Origin of the sequence: Solirubrobacter phytolaccae (genome assembly GCF_027587195.1) — a bacterium.
GTDB classification, from domain to species: Bacteria; Actinomycetota; Thermoleophilia; order Solirubrobacterales; family Solirubrobacteraceae; genus Solirubrobacter; species Solirubrobacter phytolaccae.
The window spans coordinates 14,475-26,598 of record NZ_JAPDDP010000071.1; the positions used below are offsets into that span (position 1 = coordinate 14,475).

Sequence of the window (12,124 nt, forward strand, 5' to 3'; positions counted from 1 at the left end):
ATCAGGAGATTTCGCCGTCCTCGAGGGCCTTCAGCAGCGCTTCGGCGTCGTCCTTGGACCGCAGCTTGTGGTCGGTGAAGGTCGAGCGCCGCGCGGGCGGGACGTTCTGGATCGTCACGCCCGATGGACGAACCGGCTGGTAGAGCTCGATGCCGAGCGGGAGGTCGTACGGCAACCCGTGGTAGAGCGTCACGACGTCCCCACCGGCCTTGTCGACGCCGACGAAGTACACCTGTCGGGTCGCGAGCCAGAACGCGGCCAGCAGGCCGAAGAGCGAGCCCAGGACGATCAGCTTCCCGGGCGAGAACAGGCGGAAGCGACGGCGCCTGCGGGGCGGCGCCTCCTCCCGGCGGGGAGGCGCGTGCGGACGCTCCTCCTCTTCATCGATCGGCTGCGCGCGCGGACGCACCGCGGAGAGCGCGACGGTGCCCGAGGCGCGGTACGCGGCCTCCCGGGCGACGGCCTCGTCGCCCGTGCGCGTGTGGCCCGTCGGGCGGCTCACGCCCTGGCGCGGCTCGGCGACCGCCTCGCCCGTGAACGTCTGGTACTCGTGCGTGTCCCCGTCGTTGGGGATCTCGTAGGCCTCGGTGGGCTGGTCGAGCGACGAGCCGCCCACGGGGATCTCTTCGATCCGGAAGAGGATGATCGTGATGTTGTCGCGCCCGCCGGCGTCGTTGGCGGCGGCGATCAGCGCCCGGCCGAGGTCGGCGAGCGGGCGCTCGGAGTCGGCCAGCAGCGCCTTGAGCTCGGGCTCGCGGACCATCGCGGTGAGGCCGTCCGAGCAGACCATGAACAGGTCGCCGGCGTGGGCGGGCTCCTCGAAGACGTCGACCTGCACGCTGGGCTCCGGCCCGAGCGCGCGCGTGATCACGGAGCGCTGCGGGTGCGTCTCCGCCTGCTCCTCCGTGAGCTTCTCGCGATCGATCAGCTCCTGCACGAGCGAGTGGTCCTTCGTGATCCGGCGCAGCTCGCCGTCGCGCAGCAGGTAGCAGCGCGAGTCGCCGACGTGGGCGACGGTCACGGTGCGCTCGCCGACGTACGCGGCGGTCACGGTCGTGCCCATCCCGTGGCGACCCGACTGGGTACGGGAGCGCTCGTGGATGGAGCGGTTGGCCTCCTCGATGATGCGCTTGAGGCCCTCACCGGGCGGGCCGCCGTCGGGCAGCCCGGGGGCGAACGACTCGACCGCCATCTCCGAGGCCACCTCGCCGGCCTGGGCGCCGCCCATGCCGTCGGCGACGACGAACAACGGCGCACGCACGAAGTAGTTGTCTTCGTTGCCCGTGCGCTGGAGGCCGAGGTCCGACCCGTGCCAATGCTCAGCGATTCGCAGCATCACCGCTCGTAGGAGAAGACGCTGTCGCCGATCCGGATCTTGTCCCCGGCATGCAGAGGCTGAGGCCCGCGCAGCGGCTCCTCATTGAGATACGTGCCGTTCGTGGACCCGAGATCCTCCAAGACCATCACATCTCCCTGCGGGGTCAGCCGCGCATGCTTTGAAGACGCGAACCCGTCCTCGAGGCGAATGTCCGCTTGGTCACCACGACCGAGCAGCGCCCCCTCGCTGAGATCATAGGCGGAGCCGGCCGCCAAGCCCGCCGCGATGTCGACCCGCAGCTTCGGTCGCCCGATGTCCCGCGCCATCGGCGTCGACGCGCTGTACATGCCCGTCGCGCCCTCGTCGTAGTCCGCGCTGGGCCCGCTGTAGGCCGGTTCCGCGCCGCGCCGCAGGTCCTTCAGGGCCGAGCGGGCGACCCACAGCAGGAACAGGTACAGCACGGCCAGGAACCCGAACTTGAGCGCGACGGAGATCGGTTCGAGCTCCATCCGCTACTCCAGCTCGAAGGTCACGCGTGAGGTCCCGAGCTCGATCACGTCGCCGGAGCGGATCGACTGCGGGCCATCGACGCGGCGGCCGTTGATCTTGATGCCGTTCGTGGAGCCCAGGTCGTTGACGATCCACGATCCTCCGGACGGCCGCACCTCGGCGTGACGCCGGGAGACGTTCGCGTCGTCGAGCACGACCTCGCAGTCCCGGCTGCGGCCGAGCACCGCGCCGCGCGCGGACAGCTCGACGGTGCCGCCGTGCTCGACGTGCAGGACCGCGTGGCCGCGCTGCGGGTTCGGCTCGCGCAGGGGCTCGGAGAGCCGCGCGGACGCCGAGTAGACCTGCGTATGCCCTTCGTCGCCCTGGCTGGGCGCCTCGTGCTCGCGCGCGGGCGGCTTCACGAGCCGCGCCTGGATGCCGAACTCGCCGAGCCGCAGCCGGTCGTCGGTCCGGAACGTGATCTGCGGGCTCGTCATCAGCGCGATCCGCTCCCGGCGCGCGTGCTCGAGCAGGTAGCCGGACAGCTCACTGGCGAGCTCGTCCTCGTAGCCCTCGAACTGCTGGCGGTCCTGCTTGGACAGCCAGACCGCGTACTCGTTCGGCGCGTAGACCCGCGAGAGGGACTGCACCTTGTGCTCGTCCATCTCCTTCGTGAGCTTGCGCGCGATCTCCACAGGCCGCACCTCGGACTTGAAGGCACGCGAGAACGTGCCCTCGACGAGCCCAGCGAGCTTGGATTCGAGGTTGCGCAGTACGCTCATGCGCCGCTACGCGGATGGGAAGGCCATGATTGCCGGTGCACAGTATCCGCCTCGGCGTCACGGCTCCACCACCCCGGGCCGCCGGACGTGTGGGATCGCCACCGCCACCGCCCCGGCAAGGACGCTCGCGAGGATGACGCTGCGTGGCTCTGGAGCGCCGATCGCGTCCGTCACGGCGATCGTCGAGGCGCCCAGCGCGGCGGCCCAGGCGGACGCGCCGACGAGATCGAACGCGAACCACCGGCCGCGGACGATCCAGGGCAGGACGGCCGCGGCGACCGCCCAGACGGCGAGGTGCAGCAGTGCGCCGCTCTCGAAGATCGGCGCGAGCACCCGGTCCACCGCGTCGTCGGCCGTGGCCGGCGTGGCCGTGGGGGTGCCGGTGAAGAGGTCGCGGGCGACCAGCGGGGCCGCGAGCAGCGTCCACCAGGCGCCCAGCGCGCCGAGCGCGGCGCGCGTGAACCAGCCGCGGGCCCGGCCCGCCAGCGCGGGATAGGCGAGCGCGACGGTCGCCACACCGAGCAGCGGCGCGGCGGCGGGCAGCGTCCACGTCATCCCGTGGTGACGGAGGAGCAGTGGGACCGGGGCGAGCGCGCAGACGGCGAGCACCGCGGCGCCGGGCTGCTCGACCGAGACCGCGCCGATCGTCACGGCCGCGACCACGAGCCAGCCGAGGCGCGGGAAGAGCGCGACGGCGAGCACCGCGGCCAGGGCGCCGAGCGCGGGCTGCTCGGCCCAGGCGAGCGCGAGTGCGGACAGCCCACCGGCCGCGGCGGCGGCGAGCCCGCGCGCGAGGCCGCGGGGCAGCGGCGGCGCTTCACCCTCGAGCGGGTGACGGGCGACGGTCCCGCCCTCGTCGGAGACCTCGTTGAGCGCCGCGGCGAGCTCGTCGGCCAGCTCGTCGAGCGTGCCGCGCTCGGCGGGCTTGGGCCGGAGCGCGCGATCGATCGCGGCGCACAGCTCGGGCGGGAGGTCCTTGCGGGCGCGCTTGAGCGGCGGCAGGACGCTGCCGAGGCGCTTCGCGGTCGCGGCGGGGGAGCCGGCGCGCACGGGGTTGACGCCCGCGAGCGCCTCGTAGAGCACGAGCGCGAGGCTGTAGAGGTCGCAGCGATGGTCGATCCGCTTGCCCTCGGCCTGCTCGGGTGCCATGTACGCCAGCGTGCCGACGACGTCCCCGGTTCGCGTGAGCGGCTCGTCGCCCGCGAGGTGCGCGACCCCGAAGTCGGCGAGCTTGGCGACCCCCGCCGCGGAGCGGGGCGCGTCCGGGATGAGCACGTTCTGCGGCTTGACGTCGCGGTGCACGACGCCGCGCTCGTGCGCGTGGCTGAGCGCGCCGCACAGCGCCAGGCCGATCCGCAGCACGTCGCGGTCGCTCAACAGGCCGTCGGCGCTGAGGTCGTCGACGGTGCGCCCGTAGATCAGCTCGGAGACCAGGTACCGCGCCTGCTGGTCCTGCCCGGCGTCGAAGATCGCGACGATCCCGGGGTGGTCGAGGCGGCCGGCGGCGAGCGCCTCGCGCTGGGCCCGGACCGGATCACCGTGTCCGCCCGACGGGATCACCTTGACCGCGACGGCACGCTGGAGCCGCTCGTCCGTCGCGGCGTAGACCGTCCCGAACCCGCCGGCGCCCAGGCGCTGGCCGAGCCGGTAGCGGTTCAGGACGAGGTCGGCCGCGAACGTCGCCGGGAGCTCATCCGTGATCTCCATTGCAGGCGATTTCGCCGCAAAGGCGTACTTCCCTCCGATACCCCTGTCATCCTGGGACAACCAGCCGCCGCTGAGGAGACCCCTACTTTGTCCTTCTTCGACGAGGACGACGAGCCCACTCGCACCACCTCGCGTACACGCACCCAGGCGCGTGTCCGTCCCCGCTCCGCCCGGCCTTCCGGCTCTGGCGGCGCTCCCGATGCCCAGGCGCTGCTCGTGCGCCGCATCGTGGCGGTGGTTGCCGGCGCGTTCCTGCTGTTCGCGCTGTTCTTCATCGTGAAGTCGTGCAACAGCAACCGGCATGAAGCCGCGCTCAAGGACTACAACCGGCAGGTCGCGAACATCGCGACGGCGTCGCAGCAGACCGGCGACTCGCTGTTCAAGGCCCTCAGCGAGGCCGGCTCCGGGTCGCCGAACGACCTTTACCAGCGGATCATCGCGATGAAGAGCTCGGCCGACGGCTCGCTCAAGCAGGCGCAGGAGCTCAAGGTCCCCGGGGACATGACGGACGCGCAGCAGTCGCTGCTGATCGCGCTCGAGCTGCGCCGGGACGGACTGGAGGCGATCGCGGCGAAGATCCAGCCCGCGCTGGGCGACGAGGGTCAGGTCGCCAACGACGCGATCGAGGCCATCGCCGGTCAGAACCGGTCGTTCGACGCCTCGGACGTCCTGTACCAGGCACGCGTGCAGCGCTTCATCGACGACGCGCTCAAGAGCTCGGGCATCGGCGGGCAGACGCGGGCGAACTCGCAGTTCATGCGTGACATCTCCTGGGTGTCGCCCACGTTCGTGGCCTCCAAGCTCGGCAAGACGCTGTCCACGGACGGCGGTGACGGCGAAGGCAACACCGCGAGCGACGAGCCCACCGGGCCCGGCCTGCACGGCTCGGGGCTCAACGGCACCTCGTACGGCAACGTGAACCTGCAACCCGGCACGCCGAACCGGATGGTCTACACGGCCGACCAGCCGTTCACGGTCTCGTTCACCAACCAGGGCGAGAACGAGGAGTTCAACGTCGACGTGACGCTGAAGATCGCTCGCACGAGCGGCGGCGGCGGCACGATCACGCTGAAGGAGACCGTGCCCAAGATCTCCCCGCAGGAGAAGGTCACGGTGTCCCTGCCGCTCACCAAGGAGCCGGCGGCCGACACCGCGCTCACCATCACGGTCACCGTCGCCAAGGTCCCGGGCGAGGAGAAGACCGACAACAACAAGGCGACGTACCCCGCGATCTTCAGCCAGGGGTAGCCTCCGAGCCGTGTCGGAGTTCTCGGACGGGCCAGGCATCGTCGCGCTCGCCGCCGCGGGGGTCGCGGTGGTGGCGTTGGTCTGGCTGCTCGTCCTGAGCCTCCGGTTCCGGAAGCTGCGAGCGGCCCAGCGGCTGGTGCTCGGCGAGCACGGCCAGCAGGACCTCATCGCCCACGCGAGCGAGCTGCAGCGCGCCTTCTCCGCGCTGCATGCCCGCGTCGACGAGGTGTCCGAGCACCTCGCGGAGCGGATGGCGGCGGCCGAGGATCGCCTGGACGGCTCGATCGCCTACCGCGCCCTGGTGCGCTATGACGCGTACAACGAGATGTCCGGCCACCAGTCCACCACGCTCGCCCTGCTCGACGCCGATCACAATGGCGTCGTGATGTCGTCGATCGTGCACCGTGACTCGGCCCGCCTGTACTGCAAGCAGGTGCACGGCGGCCGCGGCGAGCACCAGCTCTCACCCGAGGAAGAAGAGGCCATACGCCTCGCGCTCGCCGGCGAGGTCGGCTCCGTGATGTTGGAGACGCACTAGCGGTGCCCGGCACAAGTACGGCGCATCGCTCGCGACTGCAACGGTCGTCGCTGCCGGTGCATCGTGGCCGGTCGCATACTGGTGGTACGTGTCCGGCCGCGGGGTGCCGGCAGCGGCGGGCGGGGCTCGCGAGAATGCGTCGTACTTGGGCTGGGTGCCGCTCTTGAGAGTTGCCTACCTGGGGCCGCCAGGCACGGTCAGCGACGAAGCCTTGACCGCGGCGGCGCCAGCTCTCGAAGGCGTGCCGCTGCCGACGCTGCGGGACGTCGTGATGTCCGTGCAGGAGGGCCGCTTCGAGCGGGCGCTCGTGCCGATCGAGAACGCGCTCGAAGGCGGCGTGGACCCCGTGCTGGACTGCCTCGCGCTCGAGGCGCACGACGTGGCGATCATCGGCGAGGTCGTGCACCCGGTCTCGTACTGCCTGGCGGCCGGCCGCGAGCTCGCGTTCGACGAGGTGACCGTCGTCCTCTCGCACCCGCAGGCGCTCGGGCAGTGCCAGACCTGGATCGCGACGAACCTGCCCCACGCCCGGGTCGTGCCCGCGGTGTCGACCGCCGACGCCGTGCGCGAGGTCGCGACGGACACGACCGGCACGCGCGTCGCGATCGGGCCGCGGCTCGCCGCCCGGCACTACGGCGCGTTGATGCTGGCCGAGGACCTCGAGGACGATCCCGGCAACGCCACGCGGTTCGGCTGGCTCGCCCGCGCGGAAGCCGCCCCGGCACCACCGCCGGACGGTCCCGGGAAGACGATGTTGATCTTCTGGGGCGCCGGCTCAGCCTCACCCGGGTGGCTCGTCTCCTGCCTGGCCGTGTTCGCCTTCGCGGGCGTGAACCTCGTGCGGATCGAGTCGCGTCCGTTGCGCCGGAAGATGGGCGAGTACATGTTCTTCCTCGATCTCGAAGGCTCGACGGGCACGCCCGCCGTGGAGAGCGCCGTCGCAGATCTCCATAAGCACGCCGAGGTGGTTCGAGTCCTCGGCTCGTTCGGGACGTGACTTCGCGGTCCGGAAGGACCGCTACACTCCCGCAGCAGATGGCTACAGCCGTCCCCCCAGGCCCACTGGGGTCCGTGCCGCCTGATGACCACCAGCGGCGCGGACCTGATACCGACGGCTCGCCAAGCCGTTGGAGCGGTGGTCGTGTGCTGGTGCTCAACGCTACGTACGAGCCCATCAACGTGTGCACGGTGCGGCGTGCCACGGTCCTTCTGCTGAAGGACAAGGCCGAAGTCGTCGAGGTCGGCACGGTCGACCTGCACTGGGCCACCGGCTCGCTGCCGCGCCCGGTCGTCATCCGCCTGGTCACCTACGTGCGGATCCCGCGGGACTCGCACAAGCGCAAGATCACGCGCCGCGCCGTGTTCGCCCGCGACGGCTGGATGTGCCAGTACTGCGGCGCCCGCACGAGCCTGACGGTCGACCATGTGATCCCCCGCTCCAAGGGCGGCGGGTCCGGCTGGGACAACATCGTCGCGGCCTGCGCGCCGTGCAACCGCCGCAAGGCCGACCGCCTGCCGCACCAGATCCACATGCACCCGCGGACCAAGCCGCACACCCCGGGCGCCCACATCTTCATCCAGCTCGCGTCGCCGACCATCCCGGCGACCTGGCGGCAGTACTTGCCCCAAGCCGCCTGAATTCCGGCGTAGTGCCACGCGCTCTGGGGAACTAGAGCGCGTGCAATGGCTTCGACACCCTCACCTGCCGCGGGGCCTTCTCTCGCGGGTCGTATCGCCGCCGCGATCGCGCTGACGATCGCGTTCTACGTGCTTGCCCTCGTCATCGGCGTCGGGCTGATCGCCGGCCCGATCATCGGCTGGGCGAACGGCACGGGCAACATCTTCCTCACGATCACCGCGTTCTTCCTCGGCGGATCGATCCTGTACGCGATCGTGCCGCGGCGCAGCCAGTTCGTGCCACCCGGCGTCAAGCTCACCGACGCGACGGCGCCGGACCTGATGCGGCTCATCCGCGAGGAGGCCGAGGCCGGCGACGAGCCGATGCCCGACGATGTCTTCGTGGAGCTCGGGGTCAACGCGGCGGTGACGCAGGCCAAGGGCGGACGGCGCGTGCTGGTGGTCGGCCTCTCGCTGGTCCAGGCCTTGACCGAGCGGGAGCTGCGCGGCGTGATCGCCCACGAGTTCGGGCACTACCGCGGCGGCGACCTGAAGGCCGGCCCGTTCATCTGGCGCACGCGCGCCACGATCGGCCGGACGATCGACCAGCTCAGCGACGAGGACGGCAGCGAGTCGTGGACGCAACGGCTCGTCCGGCTCCCGTTCATCTGGTACGGGAAGGCGTTCATGCGGATCACGTCGGCGATCTCGCGCCGGGAGGAGTTCGCCGCGGACCGCTGCGCCGTCGAACGGGTCGGGCGCGATGTGCACTGCTCCGCGCTGCGCAAGGTCCGTGGCCAGGCCGCCGCGTTCGACGCCTACTGGCAGCAGGAGGTCGTCGCCGTGCTGGAGGCCGGGCGCCGGCCACCGATCGCCGAGGGCTTCATGCGCTTCATGGCCGACGAGGAGGTCCGCGACTCACGCGACGCGTTCGTCGAGGAGTCGCTGAAGCGCAAGACCGACCCGTACGACTCGCATCCGTCCCTCGCGGAGCGGATCGCGGCGGTCGACTCGCTGCCCGCGGGTGAGCCCGACCACTCGCCGCCGGCCGTGGCGCTGCTCGCCGACCCGGAGACGCTCGAGCGCGACGTCCTGGAGGACCTGATCGGCGAGCAGGCGGCCGAGTTCACGTCCGTGAGCTGGGACGACGTCGGCGTCGAAGTGTACGGCGCGCGGGCCCGCGCCAACGCGGAGCAGTTCGCCGACTTCCTCGAGGGCGCGACGATCGGGACCGTCCCCGAGACGCTCGAGACGGTGCCGGCGACGGCCTACGAGCTGGTGGACCGCGACACGGACCAGCAGCCGTACGCCGAGCACGTGCTGACCTCGGTGCTCGGCGACGCGGTCCTGGCCACGCTCCACGCGCACGGGTGGGACCTGCACGCCCCGCCGGCCGAACCGGTCAGAGCCGTGCGCGGCGAGCACGCGTTCGTGCCGATGCAGACCGTCCACGCGCTGCGCGACGGGAAGCTGACCGCGGACGCGTGGCGGGCGCAGGTGGCCGGGCTCGGCGTCACCGACCTGCCGCTCGGCGTCGGCGCGCGCCAAACGGCCACCGCTTAAAAGGACGAGGCCCCCGTCGACAAACGGGGGCCTCGCGAACAACCTGCTGGACTTCTGCCGTCGCCGAACTTTCTAGCGGCCAGAGGGACTACTCCTGGCATCGACTACGGCGGTGCACCGGTGTGGATTCCGCTAAACGCGGGGTCCAGCGCCGGCTGGTCTAGCGGCCGGGCACCTCCAGGGTCCCACAAGAACTGTCACTCAACTTCGGACCACCCCCTTTCTCTGGTGATTCGAAGAGTACAGAACCAGCCGACGGAAAACGACGGTTAGGTCGTCTCCTGACCATCCTGGTCGTCCGACGGGGTCTCCGGAGTGTCCTCACTGACCGGCTCGGACGGCTCCGCGCCACCCTCCTCGACGTCGATCTGGATCGGCAGCTCCTCGTCCGGCACCGCGGCGGTGGTGGACGACTCGCTCTCCACGACCAGCGCGACGGCGGACACGCTGTCGCCGGCGCGGAGGTTCATCACCTTCACGCCCTGAGAGGCCCGGCCGTAGCGGTTGATGCCGCGCACCGAGGTCCGCTGGACCATGCCGTTCTGGGAGATGAAGACGAGCTCCTCGTGCTCGCGGACCACCAGGGCACCGGCGAGCAGGCCCTTGGTCTCCGTGAACGTGATCGTCTTGACGCCCTTGGCGCCACGCGACGTGAGCCGGTACTCGTCCACGGACGTCCGCTTGCCGTAGCCACCCTCGGTCACGACGAGCAAGTCCTGGCCGGGGCGCGCGACGTCCATCGCCAGGACGTAGTTGTCCTTGTCGGCGACGTCCATGCCGCGGACGCCGCTGGTGTCGCGGCCCATCGCGCGGGCGTCCGACTCCTTGAAGCGCACCGCGAGGCCGGCGTGCGAGACGATCAGGATCTCGTCTTCCTCGTCCACGCGCCGCACGGCGACGAGCTCGTCGTCCTCGCGGATGTTGATGGCGATGATGCCGTCGGCGCGGATCGGCGTGTTGTACGCCTGGAACGCGGTCTTCTTCACCGTGCCGTTGCGGGTGGCGAACATGATGTACGGGGCTTCCGAGAAGTCCCGCGTCGCCAGCACCGACTGGACCCGCTCGCCCTCGCGGAGCGGCAGCACGTTGCCGAGGAAGCGGCCCTTGGAGGTGCGGCTCATCTCGGGCAGGTCGTAGACCTTGGACCGGTAGACCTTGCCGCGGTTCGTGAAGAACAGCAGGTAGTCGTGGGTCGAGGACACGAACAGGTGCTCGATGAAGTCCTCGTCCTTCATGTCCATGCCGATGATCCCGACGCCGCCGCGCCGCTGGGCGCGGTAGGTGGCGAGCGGCAGGGACTTGATGTAGCCCGTGTTCGTGATCGAGATGACCATCTGCTGGTCGGCGATCAGGTCCTCGATGTCGATGTCGTCCTCGGACGGGGCGATCTTCGTGCGGCGCTCGTCGCCGTAGCGGTCGGAGATCTCCGTGAGCTCGGTCTTGATCAGCTCGAGGACCATGTCCTCGTTGCCGAGCAGCTCCTTGAGCTCGCGGATGCGCTCCATCTTGTCCGAGTGCTCCTGGCGCAGCGTGTCGGCCTCGAGGCCGGTGAGCTGCTGCAGACGGAGCTCGAGGATGGCCTGGGCCTGCACGTAGGAGAGCTCGAAGCGCTCCATCAGGCCCGTGCGCGCAGTGTCGCGGTCCCGCGAGGAGCGGATGAGGGCGATGATCGCGTCGATGTGATCGAGGGCGATCAGCAAGCCCTCGAGCACGTGGACGCGGCGCTCCAGGCCCTTCAGCTCGTGCTTGGCCCGCCGCACGATGACCTCGCGCTGGTGGCGGACGTAGTACTTGATGACGTCCTTCAGGCCCAGCAGGCGCGGCACGTTCTCGACGAGCGAGACCATGTTCACGCCGAACGTGGTCTGCATCGGCGTGTGCTTGTAGAGCTTGTTGAGCACGACCTTCGGGTTCGCGTCGCGCTTGAGCTCGATCACGACCCGCATGCCGTTGCGGTCCGAATGGTCCTGGACGTCGGAGATCTCGGTGAGCTTCTTCTCCGCGACCAGCTCGGCGATCTTGCGGATGACGCCGCCGTCGCCGCCCTTCTTGACCATGAACGGCAGCTCGGTGACGACGATCGCCTCGCGGTTGCCGCGGATCTGCTCGTAGTGCGCGGTCGCGCGGACACGGACACGGCCGCGGCCGGTCTCGTACGCGTCGCGGATCCCGCTGAGGCCGAGGATGACGCCGCCGGTGGGGAAGTCCGGGCCCTTGATGTGCTGCATCAGCCCGGTCGTGTCGATGTCCGGGTTGTCGATGAACGCGATGGTCGCCGCGATCGTCTCTTTGAGATTGTGCGGCGGGATGTTCGTCGCCATGCCGACGGCGATGCCGGACGAGCCGTTGACGAGCAGGTTCGGGAACCGCGCCGGCAGGACGAGCGGCTCCTGCTCGGAGCCGTCGTAGTTCGGGCCGAAGTCGACGGTGTCGGCGTCCAGGTCGCGCAGCAGCTCGCGCGCGATCGGCGCCAGCCGCGCCTCGGTGTACCGCATGGCCGCGGCCGGGTCGTCGTCGACCGAGCCGAAGTTGCCCTGGCCGTCGACGAGCGGGTAGCGCAGGGAGAAGTCCTGCGCCATGCGGACGATCGTGTCGTAGATCGCCGAGTCGCCGTGCGGGTGGTACTTGCCCATGACGTCGCCGACGATGCGGGCCGACTTCACGTACGGGCGGTTCGGCTGCAGGCCGTTCTCGTGCATCGAGAACAGCGCGCGGCGGTGGACGGGCTTCAGGCCGTCACGGACGTCGGGCAGCGCGCGCCCGACGATGACGGACATCGCGTAGTCGAGGTAGGAGGAGCGCATCTCCTCCTCGAGCCCGCGGGGCTCGACGTTTCCGGACTGAATGGTGGTCGACATGCTT

At 70.5% G+C, this 12,124-nt stretch carries 10 protein-coding genes; 5 read left to right on the top strand and 5 right to left on the bottom strand.

The window, feature by feature from the left end:
* Position 1 precedes the first annotated feature (1 nt).
* Genes OJ997_RS28225 through OJ997_RS28240 form a run of 4 tightly spaced genes read right to left on the bottom strand, consistent with a single transcriptional unit; the run spans position 2 to position 4,296 of the window.
* Complete coding sequence (locus tag OJ997_RS28225; protein ID WP_270028665.1) at positions 2 to 1,336, bottom strand: Stp1/IreP family PP2C-type Ser/Thr phosphatase; 1,335 nt, start codon at positions 1,334 to 1,336, stop codon at positions 2 to 4.
* Entirely contained in the window at positions 1,336 to 1,827 is a 492-nt protein-coding gene (locus tag OJ997_RS28230) for an FHA domain-containing protein (RefSeq protein WP_270028667.1), read from the bottom strand. Before OJ997_RS28230 ends, OJ997_RS28225 begins: the two co-directional genes overlap by 1 nt.
* Before the next feature lie 3 nt (positions 1,828 to 1,830).
* Entirely contained in the window at positions 1,831 to 2,589 is a 759-nt protein-coding gene (locus tag OJ997_RS28235) for an FHA domain-containing protein (protein ID WP_270028668.1), read from the bottom strand.
* Between the two features lie 57 nt (positions 2,590 to 2,646).
* A complete protein-coding gene (locus tag OJ997_RS28240) occupies positions 2,647 to 4,296 on the bottom strand; it encodes a serine/threonine-protein kinase (protein ID WP_270028669.1) in 1,650 nt (549 codons plus the stop codon).
* A gap of 87 nt (positions 4,297 to 4,383) precedes the next feature.
* Here OJ997_RS28240 and OJ997_RS28245 point away from each other — a divergent pair, with 87 nt between their 5' ends.
* From OJ997_RS28245 to OJ997_RS28265, 5 genes are all read left to right on the top strand, one after another.
* Positions 4,384 to 5,544 (top strand): hypothetical protein, encoded by a 1,161-nt coding sequence (locus tag OJ997_RS28245; protein ID WP_270028670.1) that lies wholly within the window; start codon positions 4,384 to 4,386, stop codon positions 5,542 to 5,544.
* A gap of 10 nt (positions 5,545 to 5,554) precedes the next feature.
* Positions 5,555 to 6,082: a DUF4446 family protein gene (locus OJ997_RS28250; RefSeq protein ID WP_270028671.1), complete on the top strand. Its 528-nt coding sequence runs from the start codon at positions 5,555 to 5,557 to the stop codon at positions 6,080 to 6,082.
* A gap of 154 nt (positions 6,083 to 6,236) precedes the next feature.
* A complete protein-coding gene (pheA, locus tag OJ997_RS28255; protein WP_270028672.1) occupies positions 6,237 to 7,079 on the top strand; it encodes a prephenate dehydratase in 843 nt (280 codons plus the stop codon).
* 146 nt (positions 7,080 to 7,225) lie between these two features.
* Positions 7,226 to 7,720 carry an HNH endonuclease gene (locus OJ997_RS28260; RefSeq protein WP_270028673.1) on the top strand — a complete coding sequence of 165 codons (495 nt, stop codon included), beginning with the start codon at positions 7,226 to 7,228 and terminating at the stop codon, positions 7,718 to 7,720.
* A 45-nt stretch (positions 7,721 to 7,765) separates the two neighbouring features.
* Complete coding sequence (locus tag OJ997_RS28265) at positions 7,766 to 9,262, top strand: M48 family metallopeptidase (protein WP_270028674.1); 1,497 nt, start codon at positions 7,766 to 7,768, stop codon at positions 9,260 to 9,262.
* Positions 9,263 to 9,531: 269 nt separating this feature from the next.
* On the opposite strand, the gene gyrA is transcribed toward OJ997_RS28265, so the two are convergent.
* The gene (gyrA, locus tag OJ997_RS28270; RefSeq protein WP_270028675.1) at positions 9,532 to 12,120 is read right to left on the bottom strand and encodes a DNA gyrase subunit A; all 2,589 of its coding nucleotides are present in this window, start codon (positions 12,118 to 12,120) and stop codon (positions 9,532 to 9,534) included.
* Positions 12,121 to 12,124 lie beyond the last annotated feature (4 nt).

Excerpts from the sequence above, each read along its gene's own strand:
- OJ997_RS28230 (WP_270028667.1), bottom strand. The coding sequence starts at position 1,827 with ATGGAGCTCGAACCGATCTCCGTCGCGCTCAAGTTCGGGTTCCTGGCC.
- OJ997_RS28265 (WP_270028674.1), top strand. The coding sequence starts at position 7,766 with ATGGCTTCGACACCCTCACCTGCCGCGGGGCCTTCTCTCGCGGGTCGT.
- OJ997_RS28225 (WP_270028665.1), bottom strand. The coding sequence starts at position 1,336 with ATGCTGCGAATCGCTGAGCATTGGCACGGGTCGGACCTCGGCCTCCAG.
- OJ997_RS28235 (WP_270028668.1), bottom strand. The coding sequence starts at position 2,589 with ATGAGCGTACTGCGCAACCTCGAATCCAAGCTCGCTGGGCTCGTCGAG.
- OJ997_RS28240 (WP_270028669.1), bottom strand. The coding sequence starts at position 4,296 with ATGGAGATCACGGATGAGCTCCCGGCGACGTTCGCGGCCGACCTCGTC.
- gyrA (WP_270028675.1), bottom strand. The coding sequence starts at position 12,120 with ATGTCGACCACCATTCAGTCCGGAAACGTCGAGCCCCGCGGGCTCGAG.